Origin of the sequence: Paenarthrobacter sp. NPDC058040, from assembly GCF_042885775.1 — a bacterium.
In the GTDB taxonomy this organism is placed as follows: Bacteria; Actinomycetota; Actinomycetes; order Actinomycetales; family Micrococcaceae; genus Arthrobacter.
Map to the genome: position 1 here is coordinate 162,446 of NZ_JBHVRN010000005.1, position 23,357 is coordinate 185,802.

At 65.0% G+C, this 23,357-nt stretch carries 26 protein-coding genes; 22 read left to right on the forward strand and 4 right to left on the reverse strand.

Annotation, left to right across the window (positions count from 1 at the left end; all coding sequences use genetic code 11):
• Positions 1–113: 113 nt before the first annotated feature.
• The 8 genes from ACFVSJ_RS08540 to ACFVSJ_RS08575 all read left to right on the forward strand — a co-directional run bounded on the left by ACFVSJ_RS08540 (position 114) and on the right by ACFVSJ_RS08575 (position 9,455).
• Positions 114–1,868: a hypothetical protein gene (locus tag ACFVSJ_RS08540; protein WP_387435884.1), complete on the forward strand. Its 1,755-nt coding sequence runs from the start codon at positions 114–116 to the stop codon at positions 1,866–1,868.
• Positions 1,869–1,906: 38 nt separating this feature from the next.
• A complete protein-coding gene (locus tag ACFVSJ_RS08545) occupies positions 1,907–2,893 on the forward strand; it encodes a co-chaperone YbbN (RefSeq protein ID WP_387435886.1) in 987 nt (328 codons plus the stop codon).
• On the forward strand, positions 2,893–3,993 hold the full coding sequence (locus tag ACFVSJ_RS08550; protein WP_387435888.1) for an NADH:flavin oxidoreductase/NADH oxidase: 1,101 nt from the start codon (positions 2,893–2,895) through the stop codon (positions 3,991–3,993). The genes ACFVSJ_RS08545 and ACFVSJ_RS08550 overlap by 1 nt, the downstream gene beginning before the upstream one ends.
• Positions 3,994–4,034: 41 nt before the next feature.
• On the forward strand, positions 4,035–4,889 hold the full coding sequence (locus ACFVSJ_RS08555; RefSeq protein ID WP_387435890.1) for an ABC transporter ATP-binding protein: 855 nt from the start codon (positions 4,035–4,037) through the stop codon (positions 4,887–4,889).
• On the forward strand, positions 4,871–6,442 hold the full coding sequence (locus ACFVSJ_RS08560) for a transporter (RefSeq protein WP_387435892.1): 1,572 nt from the start codon (positions 4,871–4,873) through the stop codon (positions 6,440–6,442). The genes ACFVSJ_RS08555 and ACFVSJ_RS08560 overlap by 19 nt, the downstream gene beginning before the upstream one ends.
• An 84-nt stretch (positions 6,443–6,526) precedes the next feature.
• Positions 6,527–7,309: a glucosamine-6-phosphate deaminase gene (nagB, locus tag ACFVSJ_RS08565; protein WP_387435894.1), complete on the forward strand. Its 783-nt coding sequence runs from the start codon at positions 6,527–6,529 to the stop codon at positions 7,307–7,309.
• Between the two features lie 8 nt (positions 7,310–7,317).
• Entirely contained in the window at positions 7,318–7,656 is a 339-nt protein-coding gene (locus ACFVSJ_RS08570; RefSeq protein WP_387435896.1) for a DUF3039 domain-containing protein, read from the forward strand.
• A gap of 26 nt (positions 7,657–7,682) precedes the next feature.
• A complete protein-coding gene (locus ACFVSJ_RS08575; RefSeq protein ID WP_387435898.1) occupies positions 7,683–9,455 on the forward strand; it encodes a DEAD/DEAH box helicase in 1,773 nt (590 codons plus the stop codon).
• 91 nt (positions 9,456–9,546) lie between these two features.
• On the opposite strand, the gene ACFVSJ_RS08580 is transcribed toward ACFVSJ_RS08575, so the two are convergent.
• The gene (locus tag ACFVSJ_RS08580; RefSeq protein ID WP_387435900.1) at positions 9,547–10,173 is read right to left on the reverse strand and encodes an isochorismatase family protein; all 627 of its coding nucleotides are present in this window, start codon (positions 10,171–10,173) and stop codon (positions 9,547–9,549) included.
• Entirely contained in the window at positions 10,173–11,501 is a 1,329-nt protein-coding gene (locus ACFVSJ_RS08585; protein ID WP_387435902.1) for a nicotinate phosphoribosyltransferase, read from the reverse strand. Before ACFVSJ_RS08585 ends, ACFVSJ_RS08580 begins: the two co-directional genes overlap by 1 nt.
• 37 nt (positions 11,502–11,538) lie before the next feature.
• Here ACFVSJ_RS08585 and clpS point away from each other — a divergent pair, with 37 nt between their 5' ends.
• The 6 genes from clpS to rdgB all read left to right on the forward strand — a co-directional run bounded on the left by clpS (position 11,539) and on the right by rdgB (position 15,803).
• Complete coding sequence (gene clpS / locus ACFVSJ_RS08590; protein ID WP_387435904.1) at positions 11,539–11,901, forward strand: ATP-dependent Clp protease adapter ClpS; 363 nt, start codon at positions 11,539–11,541, stop codon at positions 11,899–11,901.
• On the forward strand, positions 11,894–12,460 hold the full coding sequence (locus tag ACFVSJ_RS08595) for a DUF2017 domain-containing protein (RefSeq protein ID WP_387435906.1): 567 nt from the start codon (positions 11,894–11,896) through the stop codon (positions 12,458–12,460). The genes clpS and ACFVSJ_RS08595 overlap by 8 nt, the downstream gene beginning before the upstream one ends.
• A 103-nt stretch (positions 12,461–12,563) precedes the next feature.
• A complete protein-coding gene (gene murI, locus ACFVSJ_RS08600; protein ID WP_387435908.1) occupies positions 12,564–13,559 on the forward strand; it encodes a glutamate racemase in 996 nt (331 codons plus the stop codon).
• The gene (locus ACFVSJ_RS08605) at positions 13,556–14,353 is read left to right on the forward strand and encodes an MBL fold metallo-hydrolase (RefSeq protein ID WP_387435910.1); all 798 of its coding nucleotides are present in this window, start codon (positions 13,556–13,558) and stop codon (positions 14,351–14,353) included. The genes murI and ACFVSJ_RS08605 overlap by 4 nt, the downstream gene beginning before the upstream one ends.
• A 41-nt stretch (positions 14,354–14,394) precedes the next feature.
• Positions 14,395–15,153, forward strand: coding sequence for a ribonuclease PH (gene rph / locus ACFVSJ_RS08610; protein WP_387435912.1), 759 nt, complete (start codon positions 14,395–14,397; stop codon positions 15,151–15,153).
• Entirely contained in the window at positions 15,150–15,803 is a 654-nt protein-coding gene (rdgB, locus tag ACFVSJ_RS08615) for an RdgB/HAM1 family non-canonical purine NTP pyrophosphatase (RefSeq protein ID WP_387435914.1), read from the forward strand. Before rph ends, rdgB begins: the two co-directional genes overlap by 4 nt.
• A gap of 72 nt (positions 15,804–15,875) precedes the next feature.
• Here the strand turns inward: rdgB and ACFVSJ_RS08620 are convergent, their stop codons facing one another.
• Positions 15,876–16,640: a DedA family protein gene (locus ACFVSJ_RS08620; RefSeq protein WP_387436161.1), complete on the reverse strand. Its 765-nt coding sequence runs from the start codon at positions 16,638–16,640 to the stop codon at positions 15,876–15,878.
• 129 nt (positions 16,641–16,769) lie between these two features.
• Here ACFVSJ_RS08620 and ACFVSJ_RS08625 point away from each other — a divergent pair, with 129 nt between their 5' ends.
• From ACFVSJ_RS08625 to ACFVSJ_RS08645, 5 genes are all read left to right on the forward strand, one after another.
• Positions 16,770–17,171: a GntR family transcriptional regulator gene (locus ACFVSJ_RS08625; protein WP_387435916.1), complete on the forward strand. Its 402-nt coding sequence runs from the start codon at positions 16,770–16,772 to the stop codon at positions 17,169–17,171.
• Positions 17,168–18,106, forward strand: a complete 939-nt coding sequence (locus ACFVSJ_RS08630) for an ABC transporter ATP-binding protein (protein ID WP_387435918.1) — start codon at positions 17,168–17,170, stop codon at positions 18,104–18,106. The genes ACFVSJ_RS08625 and ACFVSJ_RS08630 overlap by 4 nt, the downstream gene beginning before the upstream one ends.
• Positions 18,103–18,789 carry a hypothetical protein gene (locus tag ACFVSJ_RS08635; RefSeq protein ID WP_387435919.1) on the forward strand — a complete coding sequence of 229 codons (687 nt, stop codon included), beginning with the start codon at positions 18,103–18,105 and terminating at the stop codon, positions 18,787–18,789. The genes ACFVSJ_RS08630 and ACFVSJ_RS08635 overlap by 4 nt, the downstream gene beginning before the upstream one ends.
• A 101-nt stretch (positions 18,790–18,890) precedes the next feature.
• Positions 18,891–19,895: an exonuclease domain-containing protein gene (locus tag ACFVSJ_RS08640; RefSeq protein WP_387435921.1), complete on the forward strand. Its 1,005-nt coding sequence runs from the start codon at positions 18,891–18,893 to the stop codon at positions 19,893–19,895.
• A gap of 67 nt (positions 19,896–19,962) precedes the next feature.
• Positions 19,963–20,490 carry a DUF4395 domain-containing protein gene (locus tag ACFVSJ_RS08645; protein ID WP_387435922.1) on the forward strand — a complete coding sequence of 176 codons (528 nt, stop codon included), beginning with the start codon at positions 19,963–19,965 and terminating at the stop codon, positions 20,488–20,490.
• Here the strand turns inward: ACFVSJ_RS08645 and ACFVSJ_RS08650 are convergent.
• On the reverse strand, positions 20,480–21,535 hold the full coding sequence (locus tag ACFVSJ_RS08650) for an ADP-ribosylglycohydrolase family protein (protein WP_387435923.1): 1,056 nt from the start codon (positions 21,533–21,535) through the stop codon (positions 20,480–20,482). The two genes, ACFVSJ_RS08645 and ACFVSJ_RS08650, sit on opposite strands and share 11 nt — an antisense overlap.
• A gap of 80 nt (positions 21,536–21,615) precedes the next feature.
• Between ACFVSJ_RS08650 and ACFVSJ_RS08655 the strand changes: the two genes are divergently transcribed.
• From ACFVSJ_RS08655 to ACFVSJ_RS08665, 3 genes are all read left to right on the forward strand, one after another.
• The gene (locus tag ACFVSJ_RS08655; RefSeq protein WP_387435924.1) at positions 21,616–21,972 is read left to right on the forward strand and encodes a YidH family protein; all 357 of its coding nucleotides are present in this window, start codon (positions 21,616–21,618) and stop codon (positions 21,970–21,972) included.
• A 28-nt stretch (positions 21,973–22,000) separates the two neighbouring features.
• Complete coding sequence (locus tag ACFVSJ_RS08660) at positions 22,001–22,339, forward strand: DUF202 domain-containing protein (protein WP_387436163.1); 339 nt, start codon at positions 22,001–22,003, stop codon at positions 22,337–22,339.
• 110 nt (positions 22,340–22,449) lie between these two features.
• Positions 22,450–23,346, forward strand: a complete 897-nt coding sequence (locus tag ACFVSJ_RS08665; RefSeq protein ID WP_387435925.1) for an MIP/aquaporin family protein — start codon at positions 22,450–22,452, stop codon at positions 23,344–23,346.
• Positions 23,347–23,357: the final 11 nt, after the last annotated feature.

Here is a 23,357-nt window from a genome sequence, read left to right on the forward strand (position 1 = left end):
CCTGTCTCGGCGCTTTGGCGGCGCCACGACGGGGATTCCGGCGTGTCATGACCAGGCCGCCGATCTGACTCTTTGATAACAAAACGGTTACCCTTGAAGTTCAACGACCGCTGATGATAGGTGATCCTGTGCGTTTGAAGACTGCAGCCTTGCTGGTGCTGCTGGGCCTGCTGACGATGCTGGCCGGCATTGGCCAGCTGACTTTCTGGGCCCCTTCCGAGACCGTGACGGCCTCGGTTCCCAGTGACACTAAAGCTGCCCCGTTGACGGTGATCGACCAGAAGTTGATCGCCCTCCACGAGGGTCCGGTGAAGATCAAGATCCAGGGTGAAGGCAACTTCATCGTCGCCACGGGACGCCCGGACGACGTCGATGCCTGGGTCGGCAAGACTGCCCACAACACGCTCACCGGTGTTTCCCAGGACCAAAAGTCGCTGGAAGTTTCCACCGCTGACGGCGAAGCGACCGCACCGAGCCCTGTTGGCTCCGATCTTTGGGTTAATACCGAAGACGGCAGCGGCGAACTCGACTACACCTGGAACCCGCCGGCCGGTGGCGATTGGTCGCTCCTGGTGGCCAGCGACGGAACCAAGCCGGCGCCGTCGTCGATTTCCATGACGTTCCCCAACAACGCAACCACCCCGTGGGCCATCCCGCTCATCGTGCTGGGCATCATCATCATCCTGGTTGGCGCGGCCTTGCCGTTCGTCGCCAAGGCGCTCGGCAACCGCCGCAAGGACGGCGGTGACGGTGGCCCGCACGGAGGTGAAGAGACCTCTGCCCTGCCTGTGCAGCCGCCCGCCGGTGAAGCCGGTCGCCGCGCCCCCGGTGCCGAGGGCTCAACGTTGCGTATTTCCGCCATCGCCGCAGCCTTGGTTGCCGCCCTGGTTGGCGGAACCGCCGTAGCGGCCCAGGCCAGCCCCGCGCCGGAGTCCAACTCAAGCAACGCGAGCCCGTCCGCATCTTCGGACAAGGGCGGAACGCCGGTGCTGCTTGAATCCCAGCTGCAGCGTGTCCTGGAGCAGGTAGCCAGCACCGTGGACGCTGCGGACGCAGCCAAGGACGCCGCGAAGCTCGCTCCGCGCGTGGACAAAATGGAACTCCAGGTCCGTACCGCCAACTACAAGATCCGTACGGCGGTGTCCGCCTATGAGGCCCGGATGCCCGTGCGTGCCACCAAGTTGCAAAGCAGTGTGATCAGCACCAAGCGTGACTGGCCCCGCACGGTCTTCGCCTTGACCCAGGGCGACGGCAACGTGGTCCCGCAGATCCTGACGCTCGTCCAGCTCTCGCCGCGCGAGAACTACAAGCTGTGGGGCACCGCCCCGCTCCAGCCGGGTACCAACTTCCCGTCGTTCCCGGTTCCCCGTGACGGGACCGCTCCCGTGGCCGCGGACGACAAGACCGGCCTGGCCTACAGCGGCAACGAAGCCTTGGGTATCCTCGGCGAGATGCTGACCACGCCGGACTCGCCGAACCGCAGCAAGCTCGCCGACGGCCAGTCATCGCCATACATCGCCGGAGCACTGACGTACCAGGCTGACACCGTCAAGAACGGCACCAGTGCCAACTTCAAGTTTGCGCACACCCCGGTGACCAACCAGACGGTGGTGCTGCATACGGCCGACGGTGGTGCGCTGGTGGTCGGGCGGCTCGATTTCGCTTTCGAAGGAACTCCCAAGGCCTCCGGCGACAAGCTGATCCTTGAGGACGACTCGGCAGTGTTTGCCGGCGGCAAGGAAACCACCACGGGCATGTCGCTCAACTTTGCCGAATCGGTGGCTGTCTACATTCCACCGGCAGGTTCCTCGGACCCCATGAAGCTCGTGGCCGCTACCCGCGGACTGGTCGGCGCCAGCTTCAAATAGGGCAAGGCCCAGGCAGGGCAGCGGCTAGAGTGGACGGTATGAGTTCGCCCGGATACCGACCCACTCCAGCCGCTGCCAGCCAGCTCAACCTTCGCGGCGCCGTCGACCTCTCGTCGTTGCGCCGCCCGCCCGCACCCCCGCAGTCGCCGCCGGCAGCTGCTGCCCCCGGCACAACAGGTGGCGAAACGCCGGAAGGCGGCAACCCGTCCCTTCGCGTGGACGCCACGGAAAGCAACTTCCAGGACCTGGTCCAGCTCTCCGCGCAGATCCCCGTCCTCTTCCTTCTCTGGTCCCGCTACGCAGCAGAGTCTCCCGGCGTCCTCGACGCCGCGCAGCGTGTTGTTGAGAGTTTCGGCGGCAGGCTCGTCCTGGCAGCGGCCGACGTCGACTCCTTTCCGCAACTCGCCCAGGCCTTCCAGGTCCAGGCCGTGCCCACTGCAGTGGCCGTGGTCAAGGGCCAGCCAGTGCCGCTCTTCCAAGGGCCCGCCGACGACGCGCAGATCCACAGCCTCGTGGAAGAGCTCCTCCAGGTTGCCGCCGCGAATGGCGTGACTGGAAGCATCGGCGACGCCGCCCAGGCCAACGACGCCGAACCCGCCCCGTTGCCCCCGCTGCACCAGGCGGCGATTGACGCGATTGAAGCCGGTGACTACGCCGCGGCCGCGGCGGCGTACAAGCAAGCCCTCCTGGAGCAGCCGGCCGACGCCGACGCGAAGGCCGGGTTGGCCCAAGTGGAACTGATGGCCCGGCTGGAGAAACTCTCCGCACCGGAAGCCGAAAGCCTGAGGCAGTTGGCTGCCCAGGAACCGGACAATCTGGACGCCCAGCTTGGGGTCGCCGATCTGGATGTTTCCGGCGGCCACATCGAGGATGGCTTCAACCGCATCATCGCCTTCATCGGGCGCAACTTTGGCCCCGAGCGGGAGAACGCCCGGGTCCGGCTCCTTGAATTGTTCGAGGTGGTGGGCGCCTCGGACGAGCGTGTTGCCAAGGCGCGCCAAGGGCTCGCGAGGGTCCTTTTCTAGTGCCGTCCGCGCTGTTCAGTCCACTTAAGCTGCGCTCGCTCACCATCCCGCACCGGGGCTGGGTGTCGCCGATGTGCCAGTACAGTTGCCTGCCCGAAACGGGCGAGGGCGTTCCCACTGACTGGCATTTGATGCACCTTGGCTCCTTCGCCGCGGGCGGTGCCGCCTTGATCATGACCGAGGCGGCAGCCGTTAACGCTGCCGGACGGATCAGCCCACGGGACGCCGGCCTGTATTCGGACGCGCAGGCCGCCGGCTGGGAACGCATAGTGGATTTTGTCCACCGCCATGGCGCTGTGGACTGCAGGATTGGCACGCAACTGGCCCATGCCGGCCGCAAAGCGTCCACCTATTGGCCGTTTTCCGGCAAGTCCGGTTCCGTTCCGGAATCCGACGGCGGGTGGCAGACTGTTGGACCCACAACGTCACCCTTTGACGGATATGCCACGCCTGCGGCCATGTCCGAAGCGGAGATCCTCGCCGTCGTTGCGGACTTCGCCTCGGCGGCCGGGCGGGCGGTCGCAGCCGGATTCGACACCGTCGAGATCCACGGCGCCCACGGTTACCTGCTGCACCAGTTCCAGAGCCCGTTGATCAACACGCGCACGGACGGTTGGGGCGGGGACGAGTCCGGACGCAACCGCCTCATGCTCGCCGTGGTGGATGCCGTGCGCAACGCGATTCCAGACTCGATGCCGCTGCTTTTGCGCATTTCGGCCTCCGATTGGGCCGACGGCGGAGTCGACGTTGAGGCGTCTGTTCGGCTCGCGAGGGAAGCAGCAAAGCGGGGTGTGGACCTGGTGGATGTCTCCAGCGGCGGCGCCGTGGCCCACCAAGCGATCCAGGCGGCGCCTGGCTACCAGGCCGGTTTCGCTGAACGGGTCAAGCACGACGCCGGTGTCCCCACCGGGGCGGTCGGCCTCCTGACCAGCCCGGCCCAGGCTGAGGACATCGTGGCGAATGGTCGTGCCGATGCCGTGTTCATGGCGCGGGCCGCCCTGCGAGATCCGCACTGGTGGCTCCGCGCGGCGTACGAATTGGGCCATGACATTTCCTGGGTACCCCAGTACGAGCGGGCTGTGCCGCGCCACGGCTTCTAGGGACCGCCGCGGGCATGCCCCGGCAAGGCTAGGCTGTTGCCATGACGGAACCAGACCATCAGTCCAGCCCTCAGTCATCCCGCCTCCCGCAGGTACCCGTTTCGCCACCGCAACCACCGGATCCCGGGGTTGCGGGGCAGCCTGTCCCGGCGTTGTCCATCCGTGGCCTCGCCAAGCGGTTTGGCGACAAGATCGCCGTGGACGGTGTGAGCCTGGACGTGCCTGCCGGTTCGTTCTACGGAATGGTCGGTCCGAACGGGGCGGGCAAGACCACCACGCTGTCCATGGCCACCGGTTTGCTGAGGCCGGACTTCGGCACGGCTTTGGTGCACGGAGTGGATGTCTGGGCCCGTCCCCTCGAAGCCAAGAAGCTTATGGGCGTGCTCCCGGACGGCGTGCGCTTGTTTGACCGGCTGACCGGCGAGCAACTGGTTACCTACGCGGGACTGCTCCGCGGGATGGACCGCGACGTGGTCCTGTCCAGGGTTTCGGAGTTGCTGGCCGCCTTCGACCTCCAGGCGGATGCCGGCTCGCTGGTGGTGGACTATTCCGCCGGCATGACCAAGAAGATCGCCCTGGCATCGGCCCTGATCCACGCGCCGCGCCTTCTGGTGCTGGATGAGCCTTTCGAATCCGTGGACCCTGTTTCCGCGGCCAACATCCGCGGAATCCTGGAGGGCTATGTGTCCTCCGGGGGGACGGTGATTGTTTCCAGCCACGTCATGGACCTGGTGCAGCGCATGTGCAGCCACGTCGCTGTCGTCGCCGCCGGGCGTGTGCTTGCTGCCGGTTCCGTGGAGGAGGTCCGGGCAGGCTCCACCCTCGAAGACCGCTTTGTGCAGCTGGTGGGCGGCGGGCACCGGACAGAGGGGCTCGAATGGTTGCGCACCTTCTAAGGCTCAAATGGCGCCTGCTCCTGAACGGCTTTAAACGCAGCCCCCTCCAGTTGGTGGGTATTGGCCTGGGGCTGCTCTATGCCCTTGGCGTGCTGACGATGCTTGTGGGCGGGTTGGTGGCGCTCCGCTGGGCCGACCCCGGAATCGCCCACACGGTGGTGGTTCTGGGTGGGGCGGCAACCATACTCGGATGGGGAGTCATCCCGCTGATTGCCTCGGCGGGCGACATGACGCTTGATCCTGCGCGTTTCACCACGTTCGCGATCCCGCCGCGTCAGTTGCTGGCGGGACTGGCCCTGGCCGGTTTCATCGGAATCCCTGGTTTGGCAACCCTGTTGGCTGCCTTGGGAACGGTTGGCACGTGGTGGCGGAGTTTTCCGGCGGTGGCCGGCGCCTTTGCCGGAGCAATACTCGGGGCTGTGACCTGCGTGGTGTTGTCCAAGGTTGTTACCACCGCGACAGCCGGCCTGGCCTCCTCGCGTCGTTTCAAGGATGTCAGCAGCATCGTCGTCTTTGTCCCTTTGGTACTGCTGGGGCCGATCATGGTGGGAATCGTTGACGGCATCCGGGGGAGTGCCGACTACCTTCCCGTGATGGCCCGGACGGTTTCCTGGACACCCCTCGGAGCTGCCTGGTCGCTCGGCGGAGACTTGGACGCGGGCGATCCAGGGGCTGCGGGCCTCAAGGCAGTCATTGCCTTGGCTACGATCGGCGTCCTCCTGTGGTGCTGGCACATCCTGTTGCAGCGGGCACTCGTGACGCCTGCCTACTCGGGTGGCTCAAACCGGAAGGGTGGAAAGCTGGGCTTGTTTGGCGTGCTGCCCGGAACCCCCGCTGGAGCAGTCGCGGCCAGGGCCCTGATCTATTGGTTGAAGGATCCCCGGTACGCCGGCTCCTTGGTGATCATTCCCCTGCTTCCGGTGATTTTCTTCTTCGGCGGCAGCCAGTCCGGAAGCTTTGGGCTCCTCATGGTTCTTGGACCGCTCACGGCATTCATGATGGCGTGGTCGATTTCGGCGGATGTTTCCTATGACAACACGGCGTTCGCCCTCCACCTTGCCTCGGGAGTCCGTGGCGTGGACGACCGCCTGGGCCGGGCCCTGGCTTGCCTCGCCATCTCTTTGCCGGTGGTGTTGGTCTTCACCGTCGGGCCACTGTTCATCACGGGGGACTGGGCCTGGCTTCCGAACCTCCTTGGCCTGGCCTTGGGAACGCTGTTCACGGGGCTGGGGTTGGCCTCGGTCATCTCAGCGCGCTACAACGTTGCCGTTCCCTTGCCCGGCGACAGCCCGTTCAAGAAGCCCCCGGGAAACGTTGCCCAGACCCTGGCCGTCCAGGGTGTCGGCATGGCGGCGCTGGCGATCCTGCTCCTGCCCGAGCTTGCCTTGGTGCTTGTCCAGGTGGTCAGTGGAGGGCCGGAGGCCGGATGGATCAACCTCGCCGTGGGTCCGGTCCTGGGTGCGGTACTCCTGGCGGTGGGTGTTCGCTTGGGCGGAAAGTGGTTGGACGCACGCGGTCCCGAAATGTTTGCCCAGCTGAGCGTGAACAAATGACGACGTAACACCCACCCCGGGTTATGGGACATGGGATATCCTCGATTCAAGCAAACCTATTCGCATCGTAGAAAGGCCGTGACAATGGAAGTTGTCATTCTCCCTGGCACCAAACAGATCGGCTCCTTGGCGGCCGACGGCATCGAGGCGCTCGTTCGGCGTAAGCCGAACGCCGTGCTTGGCCTGGCCACCGGATCCTCGCCCTTGCCGATTTACGACGAGTTGGCGCGTCGGTACGAAGCGGGTGGGCTGGACTTCAGCCAAGCTCACGGTTTTGCCTTGGACGAGTATGTGGGCCTGGAAGCCGGCCATCCGGAATCGTACCGCGAGGTCATCAGGCGGGAATTCACCAACAGGGTCAACATCAAGCCCGAAAACGTCCACGGCCCGGACGGGGCCGCGGAGGATCTCGAAGCCGCGTGCCAGACCTACGAAGATGCGATCCGGGCAGTCGGCGGCGTGGACCTCCAGATCCTGGGCGTGGGCACCGACGGGCACATCGGCTTCAACGAGCCAGGTTCGTCGTTGGCCTCCCGGACGCGCATCAAGACCTTGATTGAGCAGACACGCAAGGACAATGCCCGGTTTTTCGACAGCATCGACGACGTTCCGCATCACGTAGTGACGCAGGGCCTGGGCACCATCATGGATGCCAAACATGTGATCCTGGTGGCAACTGGCGCGCAAAAGGCCCAGGCTGTCAGGGATTTCGTGGAGGGGCCCGTCGCTGCGATCTGTGCGGCATCGGTGCTGCAAATGCACCCCCATGCCACCATCCTGGTGGACGAGGCTGCTGCTTCTTCGCTGAAGTTGGCCGACTACTACCGCCACACGTTCGACAACAAGCCGGAGTGGCAAGGCCTCTAGACGGTAGGATGGATGCCATGACTACGCTTCCTCCGGATCCATTCGAAAACGACCCCATGCGCGAGCTTTCCGGAGCCGGAACGTCCACTGCCACCATTGAGCGCGAGGAAACGCGCCAGGAAGTGGAGCCCGGCGATCGCGAGCGGTTTGCGCATTACGTCCGCAAGGAAAAGATCATGGAATCGGCAATGACCGGGGAGCCCGTCATTGCCTTGTGCGGAAAAGTCTGGACCCCGGGGCGGGATCCCCAGAAGTTCCCCGTTTGCCCGGAGTGCAAGGAAATCTATGATGGCCTCCGTCCGGGCAACGACGGTGGAAACGGCGACGGTCCGGGCAACTCCAAGTAGTGGGTGGGAAGACTACACAGGCCCACATGACTGAAACACTTTTTGGTGGCCCCTCCCTGCCTCCGGCCTATCCGGAACGGGCGGCCTGGGGGACTGCGCCCAAGCTACGTGCCTGGCAGCAGGAGGCTTTGGACCTCTATATGAGCCGTAGTCCCAAGGACTTCCTGGCAGTGGCAACCCCCGGTGCCGGCAAGACCACCTTCGCCCTCCGCATTGCCACCACCCTGCTGGACAGCGGCGTGGTCAACAGGATCACCATCGTGGCGCCCACGGACCACTTGAAGCGCCAGTGGGCGGACGCCGCGGCGCGTGTTGGCATCGCGATCGACCCCAACTTCAAGAATTCCGATGGCCAGCACGGCCGCGGCTTCGCAGGCGTTGCAGTGACCTATGCCCAGGTAGCAAGCAAGCCCATGCTGCACCGTGCCAAGACGGAAGCTGCCCGCACCCTGGTGATCCTCGATGAGATCCACCACGGCGGTGAAGCCCTGTCCTGGGGTGATGGTCTTCGGGAAGCCTTCGATCCCGCTGCGCGCCGCCTGTCATTGACAGGTACGCCGTTCCGTTCGGACACCTCTCCGATTCCGTTCGTCGAGTACGCCGAAGACCGTGATGGCATCCGCCGTTCGAAGGCCGACTACACCTATGGCTACGGCAACGCGCTGCGTGATCATGTGGTGCGGCCCGTATTGTTCATGGCCTATTCGGGCCAGATGCGCTGGCGGACCAGTGCGGGCGACGAGATGGCGGCTTCCCTGGGGGAAGCCGCAGTCACGAAGGACATCACCTCGCAGGCCTGGCGGACTGCGCTCAACCCGGCCGGCGAATGGATTCCGGCCGTCCTGGCTGCTGCCGACAAACGGCTGAGCGAAGTCCGGCGCACGGTTCCGGACGCCGGGGCCCTGGTCATTGCAACGGACCACGAGGACGCCCGCGCCTACGCGGGCCAGCTGAAGAAGATCACGGGGGAGTCGCCCACCGTGATCCTCTCGGACGATTCGAAGGCCTCCAGCAAGATCGAGGAGTTCTCCGCCGGAGACAAGCGCTGGATGGTGGCTGTCCGCATGGTGTCCGAAGGCGTCGACGTCCCCCGGCTTTCAGTGGGCGTGTACGCAACCTCGACGTCCACCCCGTTGTTCTTCGCCCAGGCCGTGGGCCGTTTCGTTCGTGCGCGCAAAAGGGGAGAAACGGCGTCGGTCTTCCTGCCGTCGGTGCCGCCGCTCATGGGGCTGGCCAACACGATGGAAGCCGAACGCGACCACGCCTTGGACCGCCCCGAGAAGGACGACGACGGCCTCTTCAGCCCCGAAGAGAACCTCATGGCAGAGGCCAACCGCGAGGACAAAGCCTCGGACGAGCTCACCAAGGGTAAATTCGAAGCCTTGGATTCCCAGGCATCCTTTGACCGCGTCCTGTTCGACGGCGGCGAGTTCGGCACGGGAGCCGACATCGGTTCCGATGACGAGCTCGACTTCCTGGGGATTCCCGGTTTGTTGGACGCCGAGCAGGTGGGAACGCTGCTGCGGCAACGGCAGCACGAACAGCAGTCCCGCAAGAAGCGCCAGGCGCCCGCGGCGGAGCCGGCTCCGGCCATCCCGGACCACCGCATGCTGATGGACCTGCGGAATGAGCTGGCCAAGAACGTCTCGGCCTGGTCTGCGCGGACCGGTACTCCGCATGGCGTGGTGCATACCAAGCTCCGCGAAGTGTGTGGCGGCCCGGCCGTGGCGCAAGCCAACGAAGAGCAGCTCCAGGCGCGTTTGCGTAAGCTGCAGGATTGGTTCATCGGCCGTAAGTGACCGATGGCAAACGACGAAGGGCGCCGCATCAGCGGCGCCCTTCGTTGTCGGTTTCGAAGGCAATCCCGTCCGGATGGCCCGGCCGTTTGTCCTAGGAGCGTTCCACTTCGACGCCGGCCGCTTCCATGTCATCGAAGGCATCGTCGAGGTCGTCGGCGATGCCTGCCGTCAGCTCGGCAATAACAGTGGTGGCGTAACCGGCCTGCACGGCATCCAAAGCGGTTGCCTTGACGCAATAATCGGTGGCGAGGCCAACCACTACCACTTCTTCGACATCGTGGCTTTGGAGCCAGTCGTCGAGGCCGATTGCGTCCTCATCCAGGACTTCAGCCACGGCTGCGCCGGCCTTGAGATCCCCGGAGGGAACGTCGTCCTCCGGGGCGAGTACGCCTTCGAACCCGGAGTAGGCGGCGGTGTACTGTCCCTTCCGGAAATAGGCTTCGATGTATTCGGGATCAAGGTCCTGGTGCAGTTCGGCCCCCTTGGTCCGGGCCCTGCAGTGCGGTGGCCAGGAATCCACCATGTCGGGATCGTCCGAGAAGTGGCCGCCAGGCTCGATGTGCCAGTCCTGCGTTGCCACCACGTGGTCGAAATGCTGCTGGTTCGCGTCAAGGTACTCGCTGATGGCACCGGCCACGGCCGCGCCTCCTTCCACGGCGAGTGTTCCGCCTTCGCAGAAGTCGTTTTGGACGTCGACGATGATGAGGGCCTTGGCCATCAGTCCTCCTCGTAGATGGTTGGGATCGCTGCTTCGCCGCGTTGCAGCCGGTTCACGACGGCGGGCAGCTCGGCCATGCTGGCGGCGTGGCGTTCCTGGGCGCGGAGGACGCCTTCGGGACCGGTCCAGCCGGGCAGGAGTTCGCCGTTCTTGATGAATTGCTGGAGGAGCGAACGGTCGTTCCCGTCGTCCTCGGGCCGGTGCCCGATCCCCACCACTTCGTGTGTTGCCCTGCCGCGTTCGTTGAGTTTCCGCAGGGCGTATTTGCGTCCTCCGACGCTGGCCTTGTTCTTGGCTGCCTTGGCCACGGAGATGAACTCGCCGGCGTCGTTGGTCCGGCTCACCAGCTTGTAGACCATGCTGGCCGTGGGCGCGCCGGAACCGGTGACCAGCGATGTACCCACCCCGTAGGAGTCGACGGGGGCCGACTGCAGCGCCGCGATGGCGAACTCGTCAAGGTCGGACGTCACCACAATCCGGGTGTCCACGTTGCCGAGGTCATCGAGCAGCTGGCGGACCCACTGCGCCTGGGCTATGAGGTCGCCGGAGTCCAGGCGGACCGCGCCGAGCTTGTTGCCGGCGAGTTCGACGGCGGTACGCACCGCCGTTTCGACGTCGTAGGTGTCCACCAGCAGCGAGGTTCCGGGGCCGAAAGCGGCAATCTGCGCCTCGAAGGCTTCACGCTCGGTGTCGTGCAGCAGGGTGAAGGAGTGCGCAGCCGTACCGACGGTCTTGATGCCGTACCGGCGGCCGGCTTCGAGGTTGGAGGTGCTGGCAAAGCCGGCGATGACAGCGGCACGGGCGGCCGCCGTCGCCGATTCCTCCTGGGTGCGCCGGGAGCCCATCTCGATGCAGGGGCGGTTGCCCGCCGCGGAGGTCATCCTTGAGGCCGCGGAGGCAATGGCGCTGTCGTGGTTCAGGACGGACAGGATGTACGTCTCAAGGATGCAGGCCTCGGCGAACGTGGACTCCACGATGAGGATGGGGGAATTGGGGAAGTAGGCGTCACCTTCCGCATATCCCCAGATGTCGCCGTTGAATTTGTAGTTGGCGAGGTAGTCGAGGGTTTCCTGGTTGACCACCTTGTTTTCCGCAAGGAACTCCAGTTCGGCTTCGCCGAAAGAGAAATCGGCAATGCCCTCCAGCAGGCGTCCCGTGCCGCCTACAACGCCGTAGCGGCGGCCGTCCGGCAGCCGGCGGGCGAAGGCTTCAAACACCGAACGGCGGTGCGCGGCGCCCGAATGCAGGGCAGCCTGAAGCATGGTCAGCTCGTAGTGGTCGGTATACAAGGAAGTGGCGGGGTGATCCCAAGACGTGGCTCTACTCACGAATTCACTCTAGTGCGAGCCGCCATAGAATGGACAGATGACCCCTAGCGTTGCGTTTGGTACGGACATTGACGAGCGGACGGAAGCTGCAGAGCTGACCTCCACCGATGTCCTGACCGCCCCGGACATTCCCTGGAACCTTGTGATCTGGAACGATCCCGTGAACCTCATGAGCTACGTCAGCTATGTGTTCCAGAGCTACTTTGGCTACTCCGAGTCCAAGGCGCACAAGCTCATGATGGAGGTCCACCGGAAGGGCCGGTCCATTGTGGCGCACGGCAGCAAGGAGCAAGTGGAGCAGCACGCCGTGGCCATGCACGGCTTCGGGCTGTGGGCCACCGTGGAGAAGGCCGCGAGCGGCAACCAGACACCCGGAAAGGGCGGCCGCCAGAGTGGCTAAGGCATTCAAGTACGGACTCAAGGGAATCAGCGGCTACCTGGAACCGGCCGAGCGGGACCTCCTCCGGGGGCTGCTGGCCGATGTGATCTCCATGCTCGACTCCGATGCCCGGGAAAACGAGGATCCGCTGGCGGCCCTGATCGGCCTGGACATGGACGTGAAGCAGCCCACGGACCGGGCCCTTTTGCGCTTGCTGCCCAACGTCATGAAGGACGACGACGCCGGCTCACTGGAGTTCCGTCAGCTCACCGAACGCTCCGTCAGGGAGAGCAAGATCGGCGCCCTGAGGGCCACAGCCATGGGCCTGGACAAGGACGAACTGGTCCTCACTCCCGAGGATGCCAACCGCTGGGCCATGGCCCTGAACGATGTGCGGCTGGTCCTTTCGGAGCGCCTGGATATCCGCGACGAAGCCGATGCCGACCACGTGCACAGCATGCAGGACTGGAGCCAGGCGGAGGATGTGGAAAGCTACCTGGCGCTCGTGTACAACTTCACCACGTGGCTGCAGGAGTCCTTGGTGCAGTCCATGATGGCGGCCAGGCAGGCAAAATCCTGATCCGGCCGCCCGCCGTTGGCCCCTGCCGTGTGACAAATCAGACACGATGGGGGAGACGCAGCTAATGGCCGCAACCCAAGGGAAGCCTTATTCTCGAATAATCATGACAACAGCCACGGCCAACTCAACAGGCGTCTCCAATGAGCTCATGGGCGCGCGTCCGATTGGAGTCTTCGATTCCGGCGTGGGGGGCCTCACTGTTGCCCGGTCCATCATCGACCAGCTGCCCAACGAGTCGATCCTCTATGTGGGTGACACCGCCAACGGGCCGTACGGACCCCTCCCCATTGCCGAGGTGCGGGCCAACGCGCTCGGCGTCATGGACGAACTGGTTGATTCGGGCGTCAAGCTGCTGACCATTGCGTGCAACTCCGCCTCCGCGGCCGTCTTGCGGGACGCCCGTGAACGCTACACCGCGCGGTACGGCATTCCCGTGATCGAAGTGATCCAGCCTGCGGTCCGCCGCGCTGTGTCCGCCACACGGTCCGGCCGGATCGGCGTCATTGGAACCTCGGCAACAGTGGGATCGCGTGCCTACGAGGACACCTTCGCTGCCGCCCCGGACCTATCGATCACCTCCGTGGCCTGCCCCGCGTTCGTGAACTTCGTCGAGGCGGGCATCACCACCGGGCCGGACTTGCTGGCCGCAGCCAACGAATACCTGGAACCGCTCAAGCAAGCCGGTGTGGACACCGTGGTGTTGGGCTGCACCCACTACCCGCTGCTCACGGGGGTCATCTCCTTCGTCATGGGCGAGGACGTGACGCTGGTGTCCAGCGCCGAGGAAACGGCCAAGGACGTCTACCGTGCCCTGGCCAACGGCGGCATCCAGCGGACGGAGCCCTCTGCGCCCAGCCACGAGTTCATAGCCACCGGCGACGCGGTACAGTTTGAAACCCTCGCCCGGCGCTTCCTGGGCCCAGAGGTGCTGTCCGTGAAACATGTTGACCACGTCTCGGCGCAGTACCCTACCGGCAGCCTGGCGCGGATCACCCCGGAGATGCTGGCAGCCGCGCGCGCCGGCACCGGGCTGTCCCGCCGTTCCTATTTCGTCCAGCCGGAAACCGGCACCGGGGCAGACGCGGAGCGTGGACTGTGAAGCTGACCATCGTGGGCTGTACCGGCTCTTTTCCCGGTCCCGGCTCCCCGGCGTCGTGCTATCTGGTGACGGCGCACGACGGTGAGCGCGAGTGGAAGATCGTGATGGACCTGGGCAGCGGTGCCTTGGGCGCCATCCAGCGCTACACCGATCTTGAGGACATCGACGCGATCTTCCTCACGCACCTGCACCCGGACCATTGCATGGATCTTTGCGGCCTGCACGTCGCAGTCCGTTGGAAGCCGGGCGGTTGGGGCCGCGACCGTCTCCCCGTGTGGGGTCCCGCGGCGACTGCCGACAGGATGGCCACCGCCTACGGGCTGGACCTGGACCCGGGCATGCATGAGGAATTCGACTTCACCAACTGGGCGGAACAGAAGCCCGTCACTGTCGGCCCGTTCACAGTTACCCCCTACGGCGTCAACCACCCCGTGGAGGAGGCCTACGCCTTGCGGGTCACCGCCACCGAACCGGGCAAGGACGGGACGCCGGTGACCCGGGTGCTGACCTACTCGGGCGACACCGATTCCTGCCAGGGGCTCGAAGACGCTGCCAAGGGCGCCGACCTGTTCCTGTGCGAGGCGGCTTTCGAGGAAGGCCGCGATGACGCCATCAAGGACGTGCACCTGACGGGCAAGCGAGCAGGCGAGGCGGCCACCAACGCGGGAGCCAAGAGATTGCTCCTGACGCACATCCCGGTGTGGACTTCGCAAACCAAGGTGATGTCGGAAGCGAAACCTGTCTTCGCCGGTGATGTTGCCGTGGCTGTCGCCGGAGTCCACTACACGATCTAGCCGGGAGCCGGACTGCTGGCCATCATCGATAAGCTTGTGCCATGACTTCAGAAGCAACCGCAACACCCGTGATCCGAGCCGATGGCCGCACCCCCGACCAGCTGAGGCCCATCAGCATCACCCGCGGCTGGTCCAAGCAGGCCGAAGGTTCGGCCCTCATCGAGTTCGGCAATACCCGGGTCCTGTGCACCGCTTCGCTGACCGAGGGCGTGCCGCGCTGGCTCAAGGGCGAAGGCCGCGGCTGGGTGACGGCCGAGTACGCCATGCTGCCCCGCGCCACCAACACCCGTTCGGACCGCGAATCCGTCAAGGGCAAGATCGGCGGACGCACGCACGAGATTTCCCGGCTGATCGGTCGCTCGCTGCGTTCGATCATCGATACCAAGGCACTTGGTGAGAACACGATCGTCCTGGACTGCGACGTACTGCAGGCCGACGGCGGTACGCGCACCGCCGCGATCACCGGGGCCTACGTGGCCCTCGCCGAGGCGATCCGCTTCGCCCGGGACAACAAGCTGATTTCGCGCAACGCGGAGCCCCTGGTTGATACCATCGCCGCGGTTTCCGTTGGCATCATCGACGGCGTACCCATGCTGGACCTGCCCTACGTTGAGGACGTACGGGCGGAGACGGACATGAACGTGGTGGTCACGGGTTCGGGCAAGTTCGTGGAAGTCCAGGGCACTGCCGAAGGCGCTCCCTTTGACCGTGACGAACTCAACGCGCTGCTGGACCTCGCCCTCATTGGCACGGGCCAGTTGGCAGCCATCCAGCGCGAGACGCTGGCGGAGGCTCCGTGAGCGCCTCCACGGGTGCCGCACGCCTGGTTCTCGCCACGCACAACCAAGGCAAGCTGAAGGAGCTCAGGGAACTGCTGCGGGGCCAGGTTCCAGGGCTCGACGTCGACACCCAAGTGGTGGACGCAGCTGCGGCCGGCGCCCCGGACGTCGCGGAAACCGGGGTGACCTTCGCCGAGAACTCCCTCCTCAAGGCTCGCGCAGTTGCCGAGGCAACCGGGCTGATTGCCATTGCGGATGACTCCGGCCTTGCCGTTGACGTCCTGGGTGGCGCGCCCGGCATCTTCTCCGCCCGATGGTCCGGAAAGCATGGTGACGACGCGGCGAATTTGCAGTTGCTGCTCGCCCAGCTTTCCGATGTTCCCGACGCTTCGCGCGGGGCTGCGTTCGTCTGCGCCGCCGCCCTGGCGGTTCCAGGTGTTGATGGGATTGCCCGGGAAACCGTGGAGTATGGCGAGCTCGAAGGAACCCTGCTGCGCGAGCCCCGCGGTGAAGGGGGCTTCGGCTACGACCCCGTCCTGCGGCCCAAAGGCATGGACCGCAGTTGCGCCGAGCTGAGCTTCGAGGAAAAGAACGCGATCAGCCACAGGGGGCAGGCCTTCCGTGCCTTGCTCCCGTCGGTCATCGCGGCCCTCTCCGAGGCTGCAGGCTAAGCAGGCGAACCACACAGGAAAGGCGCCCCGCGTGATCACGCGGGGCGCCTTTTGCTTCTGTGGTGGCGGTGCTTAGTGCTCGCCGTGCTTTTCGGTTTCGTGTTCGTCGATGAATTCCTCCACCGGGTCCGTGCCCTGGGCGGCCGCCTTGCGCTTGGCAATGATGCCGCGGAGCACCTCGATGCCCACGGGGATCACGGAGATCAGGACGATCACAATGAAGATGATGTCCAGGTTGTCCCGGACCCACGGAACCCGGTCACCCAGGAGGTAGCCCAGGAGGGTCACGCCGCCGCCCCAAAGTACGGCGCCGATGACGTTGAAGAGGAAGAACTTCCGCTTGTCCATCTGGGCCACGCCAACGATCACGGGGACGAACGTGCGGATGATGGGAACGAAGCGCGCCAGGATGAGCGCCTTGCCGCCGTGCTTCTCGAAGAAAGCGTGGGCGCTTTCAACATTTTCCTTTTTGAAGAGCTTGGAATCGGGCCTGTTGAAGATGGCAGGGCCGGCTTTTGAGCCGATGAGGTAGCCGGTCTGGTTGCCGATGATGGCGGCCACGATGATGAGGCCGGCGAGTCCCCAGATGTTGAACTTGATGGTGTCGGTGGCGACGAGCAGTCCTGCCGTGAAGAGCATCGAGTCGCCCGGCAGGAAGAAGCCCACCAGCAGGCCCGTCTCGGCAAAGACGATCCCGCAGACCAGCAGGACAACCCACGGAGCAAGGGCTGGGTCCGCCAGGAAGATCTGGGGGTTCAGCCAGTCCGGCAGGAACGAGGCCATGGGCGGCCGCACCGGTCCCGCGCCCCCAAAAGTGGATACGGCAAAGTCGCTCATCGCAGAAAGAATCACCCGTTAAGCCTACTGGACTGCCGCCGTCGGAAATCCTGGGAAAAACCTTGACGTCACGTTGATTGCTTGTATGGTTAGTTACATGAGTAATGAACCAGTGAGGCGGTGGTGCTCATGATCGACGACAGCAAGCCGATCTTCATGCAGATCGCCGAACTCATCGAGAACGGCATAGTGGACGGCAGCATGCCCGAGGAATCCCAGGTGCCGTCCACCAACGAGTTCGCCGCCTTCCACCGCATCAACCCGGCCACTGCGGCCAAGGGAGTCAACGTGCTGGTGGATTCAGGAATTCTCTACAAACGCAGGGGGATAGGCATGTTTGTTGCCACCGGAGCGCGCGCCCACGTGGTGGCCCGGCGCACCGAGGAATTTTTCGAGCAGTACGTCAGGCCGCTGACCGCCGAAGCCCGCAAGCTCGGAATCTCCGCGCAGCAGCTCAACAGCATGATCGAACGAGGCGCGGGGCTGGCTCCGGACGCCGGAACCGATAAGGAAAGGAGCGCGGCCCTGTGAACGAGATCGTCGTCGAGGCCCGTAACCTGAACAAACGCTACAAAGATCTCAACGCCCTGGACAACGTCGACTTGAAGCTGTCGGCCAACCGGATCTACGGCCTGCTGGGCCGCAATGGCGCCGGCAAGACCACCTTGATGTCCATCCTGACGGCCCAGGCTTTCGCCACCTCCGGGGAAGCCCTCGTGTTCGGTGCCGGCGCGTACGAGAACGACGCCGTCCTTTCCCGGCTCTGCTTCATCCGCGAGTCGCAGAAGTATCCTGACGATTTCCAGCCGCGCCACGCCTTCCGCTCGGCCGCTTTGTTCTACAAGAACTGGGACCAGGATTTTGCCGACCGCTTGGCGGAGGACTTCCAGTTGCCGGTCAAGCGGCGGATCAAGAAGCTGTCCCGAGGCCAGTTGTCCGCCGTCGGAGTCATCATCGGACTCGCTTCACGCGCTGAACTGACATTTTTCGACGAACCGTACCTGGGACTGGACGCCGTGGCCCGGCAGTTGTTCTACGACCGGCTGGTGGAGGACTACGCCAAGCATCCACGCACCATCATCTTGTCCTCTCACCTGATCGACGAGGTGGCCAACCTCCTGGAGCATGTGGTGGTCATTGACCGGGGCCGGATCATCATGGACGCCGACGCCGATGACATCCGTGGCTCGGCAGCGACCGTCTCCGGATCCGCGGACAAGGTTGACGCCTTCCTTTCCGGACGCAGGATCCTCCACCGCGAGACCCTCGGTTCCTTGGCATCGGTCACGGTGGACGAAGCATTGGGTGCCCGTGAGCGGGCAGAAGCCCAGGAACTGGGGCTGGAACTGGCGCCGGTTTCCCTGCAGCAGCTGGTGGTCCGGAAGACCATGGCCGGGGCAGGCCAATCCGGCACCGAGCCGGGCACCACAGATTTCGCCGATGGCAGCATGGAGGCAACGCGATGAGCCGGGCAATTGCAGTTGCCAGGATGCAACTGATCAACAAGTGGACCTTCATCGGGTGGCCGTTGACCATCCTGGGTGCCTCCTTCCTGATGTCGCTGGCGATCTTTGCCTTGATCCCCGTCAATGAAGGCAAATACGGCGGCGGGAGCCAGGCGCCCCTGTGGTATTTCCTGGTCCTGGGGATCCAGAGCATGACCTTGGTGTTCCCGTTCTCCCAGGGCCTGAGCATCAGCCGACGCGCGTTCTACCTCGGCTCGCTGGGCCTGTTCTCGCTGATCGCCCTCGGGATGACCGTCTTGTACCTGGTGGGCGGGATCATCGAGAAGGCCACCAACGGTTGGGGCGTCTATGGCTTCTTCTTCTCGATTCCCTGGGTCACCGATGGGCCTTGGTATTCGACGGCCGCATTCTTCTTCGTGGTGATGATGTTCATGTTCATCATTGGTTTCTGGTTCGCGACGATCTTCAAGCGCTGGGGGACCACAGGCGTGCTGGTTTCCACCCTGGGCTCAGTGGTGGTCCTGATCGGCATCGCGGCGCTGTCCACGGTCCTGGAGTGGTGGGGCGGAATCGGCTCCTGGTTCATGCAGCAAACCCCGTTGACCCTCAGCGGCTGGGCAGCGCTGCTGTGCATTGTGCTGGCCGCAGGTTCCTACTCAACGTTGCGGCGCGCCACCCCCTAGGTACAGCAGCGGAATGTAGCGTTCACCACAGTCACGGCGGAAAGGCCGCCCCCGCGGGTCACACGGCAGGGGGCGGCCCTATCCGCCTGTAACCTTGACCAGTGGCATTGGACTTTACGGCGATCGACTTCGAAACAGCCAACGGCTTCAGGGGGTCGCCCTGCTCGGTGGGACTGAGCAAAGTCCGCGGCGGTGTGGTGGTGGAAGAAGCCTCCTGGCTCATGCGTCCCCCGGAGAACCATGACCACTTCGAGTTCCACAACACCCGCATCCATGGGATCCGTGCCGAAGATGTTGCCGGCAAGCCGCGGTTCGGTGAACTGTTCCCCGAAATCGGCGCATTCATTGGGAACGATGTCCTCGCCGCCCACAATGCCGCGTTCGATCTGGGCGTCATCCGCTCGGGGCTGGAAGTCTCGGGCCTTCCCGGACCGGCCTACGAGTACGTCTGCACCGTCATGTTGTCCCGCCGATGCTACTCGCTCGTCTCCAACTCACTGCCCTATGCGGCAGAAGAGGCAGGCGTTCCGCTGGTCAACCACCACGACGCCACGGAGGACGCCCGGGCCTGCGCCGGGATCCTGATCGATATTGCCCGGCGCAACAACGCCAACAGCATCGCCGAGCTGTATCTGTCCCTTGGATTGGCATTGCCCAAGCAGCCGGCGTTCGATCCCGCCAAGACCCTTTCGAAGGCAACTTTGGCGGCGCTCGCAGGCAAGGCAGCAGGCGGCAGTCCGGCCGAACAAGCGTTGAATGGCGGCCGGGCCTGGTCCGCGTGGCCCGAGGAAGGCCCCAACCCGCTTCCCAATCCCGTCGCCGAGCCCGGACATCCGCTGTTTGGCCAGACCGTGGTGTTCACCGGCGACCTCGCCATGACCCGTCCCGAGGCCAAATCACGGGCTGCGGACATGGGCGCCCGCCCCGAAAGCCGGGTCACGGCCCGCACCACCGTGCTGGTGGTGGGCGACGGGTTCGACGCCGGCGACCTGCGGGCCGGGCGGCTGACCGGCAAAGCCAAACGCGTGCTGGAGCTGCACGCCAAAGGCCAGCAGATCGAAGTGGTCTCCGAGGGCGAATTCCTGCAGATGGTGGGCGGACGCTAGGACTCCCGTGGGTCATAGTGCGCAACAATGCTTCCGGCGACGCGAGGCGCCCTCCTAGCCTTGGGACATGACCAAGGAACAATCTCCGGGCATCGACTGGCGGGCCGTTTTCGCTTTCCCAAACCCCGTCAACGAGTACGCGGCCCGCATCACCGCAGGGCTGGTGGTGGCCCTTGCCGTAGTGACCTTGGTGACGGGCTCGGGCCTGGGGCTGGTGGCGTTGGCCATTGGGTTCTGGCTCCGTGTCCTCTTCGGGCCGAGGATCTCCCCGTTCGCCGTGCTGTCCGTCAAAGTCCTGGCCCCGCGCATCGGCCATGCCAAACTCGTGGCGGGCCCACCCAAGCGCTTTGCCCAAGGCATGGGCGCCGCGTTGACGAGTGCCGCCGTCGTGCTTTTCTTCCTTGGCCTGCCGCTGGGAGCCTGGATTTTGCTGGGACTGCTGATTGTGGCGGCGTCGCTGGAATCGTTTGTGGGGTTCTGCCTGGGGTGCGTGATTTTCGGCTTCCTCCAGAACCGGGGGCTGATCCCGGACGACGTTTGCGAAGCCTGCAACAACATCAGCCTCCGCCAGCCGCAAGGCAACGTCAGCCGGTAGTCACCGCCAGCAGGCGTGCGGCCATGCCTCGGACGACTTCCGGCGCCTCGAGGGCTTCCAGCCATTCCGCCGGGAGGCATTCTTCGCCATAGAGGGCGCCAAGGATGTTGCCTGCGATGGAACCTGTGGAGTCACTGTCCCCGCTGTGGTTGATGGCCACCCTAATGGCCTTGCGGAAGTGCTCCGCCGGAGCACCGCCCGCGGTGGCCAGCACCGAGTAAAGCCCGACGGCGAGGGCTTCTTCGGCCACCCACCCCTCACCGAGTGTCGCAGTCAGGTCTTCCGGGCTGAGCAGGGTGCCATCGGCGGACAGCCGCAGCGCCAGTTGCACGCGTTCCGGGAGTTCAGGCGCTTTCGTGGGAAATGCGTCCACGTGGGCGAGGGCCATGGTGGCGGCGGACCTGACATCCTGCCCGGCCACGATGTTGTGGATCAGGAGGCTGAAGGCGGCAGCGCCCAACCGGGCGGACGGGTGGCCATGGGTCAGGGAGGCAGCGTCCATGCTGAGCTTGGCCACGGCCTCGGGCGAAATGTGGGGGATCAAGCCGAACGGGGCTGAGCGCATCACGGTGCCACAGCCCTTGGAATCAGGGTTGACGGGCCGGGCCGCGGTTCCCATTTCCCCGGAAGCGAGGCCGCTGAGGCAGGCGTTGCCCGGAGCGCGCCGGTGCCGGAGAACCTCTTGGCCATCGATCCACCGCGGCTGGGGGACCGGCGCCGCTGCAGACACGGTAACATCCTGCGTGGCCAGCCAGCGCAGGTAGGCCAGCCAGAGGCACGCGATCTCGTCGGCGGCAACCCCGTCGTTGGCCCATTCCAGGGCTTCCACCAGGCCATCCACGGTGTACAGGGTCATTTGCGTGTCGTCCGAGAAGTGGCTGCCGCCGTCGAGCTGGTCGAATGAGGTGAGGCCCGCCTCGCCGAACTTGGTGCGGATCGCGCCAATGGCGTCGAATTCCACGGCATAGCCCAGGGAGTCGCCCAGGGCTCCTCCCAACAGGGTGGCGTGGACGCGGGATTCGAAGGAGGGGGCTTCAACAGTCATGCCAGTAACTTACCGTGCCCGCGAACTGCCGCTGATATGGTGGGGAGGCTGCGCAGCACTAGGGAAACTGGAGTAACAACGTGCGAGAACCGGCTTGGCGACGGACAGGCAAAACACCCGATTACAGGTTCTCCCTTGCCAACGAACGCACCTTCCTGGCATGGATCAGGACGTCGCTGGCCCTCCTTGCCGGCGCTGTGGCGATCGACCAGCTGGCGCCCAACATCGCCCCGCAGCCTGTCCGGCTTGTGCTCTGCGTCCTGCTGTCCGTGATCGGAGCCGGACTCGCCGTCCTGTCCTACCGCCGGTGGGGCCAGATGGAAGCCGCCATGCGGAACGACCAAGCCTTGCCGTTTTCCCGCGTGATGCTTTTCATGACCATCGTGGTTGCGGTTGCAGCCTTCGCATTTGCCGTTCTGATCCTGGTGGCACGGTGACTGCTGCCCCGAGGGCGCTGTTGTGAGCATGGACACCCGCGACCCCGGCCTGCAGCCCGAGCGGACCACCCTGGCATGGCGGCGGACGTTGATCTCGCTGGTGGTGGTGGACCTGTTCATTTGGCGCCGCTGGCTGTCCGCTGCCCCCGGCCCGCATGTTCCCGGAATTCCCGGCCTCGATTACGAGGGCATTTGCGCGCTCATGGCCGCCGCGGCGACCATCGTTTGGGGCTGCGCGGTGTGGGTCCGCTCACGGGAACTCCATGCGGGCAACACGGCCGCTCCTGCCTGGCTGATGCTTGCGAGTACGGCAGCCGTGGTGGGCCTTGGCGCTTCTGCCATCGCCGCCATTGCCCTGGGCGGGTAGGCTCAAAACGGCACCATGGCCCGGACCACCCAGCCGGGATCCAGCAACTCCCCAGTTTTCATTGGCAAGATACTCAAGGTTTTGCCCCCAACCGTAAGGAATCCTTCGCCATGTCCTCCTCCGTCCAAGTCCCTGCAGAGCATTCACCCGGTCTGATAGCCCGGCTGGGTGCCGAAGCCTTGGGAAGCCTGTTCCTGGTGCTGGTGGCGGCGGGTGTGAAGATTTTCCTGAACCCCCAGTCCGGACCCATGCCGGCCAGCCTTGCTACCGGCCTCGCCGTGGCCGCCGCGATGATCGCTTTCGGTTACGTTTCGGGTGGCCATTTCAACCCGGCCATCACCCTCGGAAACCTCATCGCAGGACGCATCCGGGCTGTCGCGGCATTGGCCTATGTGGTGGCCCAGGTTTTGGGTGCCGTGATTGGTGCCGCCCTGGTCTACTTCGTGGTGCTTGCTACTCCGGTCTTGTCCGATCCCCGCGCCGCGCTTGGCACTGTGGCGGCCGGCTTCGGCGAGCACTCCGCTGCGCAAACCCAATTGGCCGGTGTCCTGCTGGTGGAGGTCATCGGTACGGCCATTTTGGTAGGCGTTTTCCTGGGAGCCACCGCCGGACGCCGGGCGATCCTGGCGCTTGCGCCCATCGCTGTTGGCCTCGCCACGGCCGTCTTGCTCCAGTTCGGCGAGGTTGTGGGCAACCTCCCCTTCAACCCCGCCCGCGCCACTGGTGTGGCGTTCTTCAGCCCCTCCTGGGCGCTTGAGGGTTTGTGGCTGTTCTGGGTTGCCCCACTGCTGGGTGCCGCGCTCGCCGGATTCGTTTTCCGGGGCTTCAGCGACGCCACTGCTGCCCGCCCGGCGGGCGACGATGGAGCGGACCTCGAGGACGCTGAGCAGGAGTCGGACATCGACGACGCCGCCGCGGTTGCACCCGTTGAGCTTCCGGCGGAACCGGTCCGCAAGACGGCGCCGGCCGATGATGCCCGCGACTTTTTCGACGGCAAGAAGGGCTAGGTACCGGACGG

Coding starts and splice junctions, on each gene's coding strand:
- ACFVSJ_RS08540 (WP_387435884.1), top strand. CDS start 114: ATGATAGGTGATCCTGTGCGTTTGAAGACTGCAGCCTTGCTGGTGCTG.
- ACFVSJ_RS08545 (WP_387435886.1), top strand. CDS start 1,907: ATGAGTTCGCCCGGATACCGACCCACTCCAGCCGCTGCCAGCCAGCTC.
- ACFVSJ_RS08555 (WP_387435890.1), top strand. CDS start 4,035: ATGACGGAACCAGACCATCAGTCCAGCCCTCAGTCATCCCGCCTCCCG.
- ACFVSJ_RS08560 (WP_387435892.1), top strand. CDS start 4,871: ATGGTTGCGCACCTTCTAAGGCTCAAATGGCGCCTGCTCCTGAACGGC.
- nagB (WP_387435894.1), top strand. CDS start 6,527: ATGGAAGTTGTCATTCTCCCTGGCACCAAACAGATCGGCTCCTTGGCG.
- ACFVSJ_RS08570 (WP_387435896.1), top strand. CDS start 7,318: ATGGATGCCATGACTACGCTTCCTCCGGATCCATTCGAAAACGACCCC.
- ACFVSJ_RS08575 (WP_387435898.1), top strand. CDS start 7,683: ATGACTGAAACACTTTTTGGTGGCCCCTCCCTGCCTCCGGCCTATCCG.
- ACFVSJ_RS08580 (WP_387435900.1), bottom strand. CDS start 10,173: ATGGCCAAGGCCCTCATCATCGTCGACGTCCAAAACGACTTCTGCGAA.
- clpS (WP_387435904.1), top strand. CDS start 11,539: ATGACCCCTAGCGTTGCGTTTGGTACGGACATTGACGAGCGGACGGAA.
- murI (WP_387435908.1), top strand. CDS start 12,564: ATGACAACAGCCACGGCCAACTCAACAGGCGTCTCCAATGAGCTCATG.
- rph (WP_387435912.1), top strand. CDS start 14,395: ATGACTTCAGAAGCAACCGCAACACCCGTGATCCGAGCCGATGGCCGC.
- ACFVSJ_RS08620 (WP_387436161.1), bottom strand. CDS start 16,640: ATGAGCGACTTTGCCGTATCCACTTTTGGGGGCGCGGGACCGGTGCGG.
- ACFVSJ_RS08625 (WP_387435916.1), top strand. CDS start 16,770: ATGATCGACGACAGCAAGCCGATCTTCATGCAGATCGCCGAACTCATC.
- ACFVSJ_RS08635 (WP_387435919.1), top strand. CDS start 18,103: ATGAGCCGGGCAATTGCAGTTGCCAGGATGCAACTGATCAACAAGTGG.
- ACFVSJ_RS08645 (WP_387435922.1), top strand. CDS start 19,963: ATGACCAAGGAACAATCTCCGGGCATCGACTGGCGGGCCGTTTTCGCT.
- ACFVSJ_RS08650 (WP_387435923.1), bottom strand. CDS start 21,535: ATGACTGTTGAAGCCCCCTCCTTCGAATCCCGCGTCCACGCCACCCTG.
- ACFVSJ_RS08660 (WP_387436163.1), top strand. CDS start 22,001: ATGGACACCCGCGACCCCGGCCTGCAGCCCGAGCGGACCACCCTGGCA.
- ACFVSJ_RS08665 (WP_387435925.1), top strand. CDS start 22,450: ATGTCCTCCTCCGTCCAAGTCCCTGCAGAGCATTCACCCGGTCTGATA.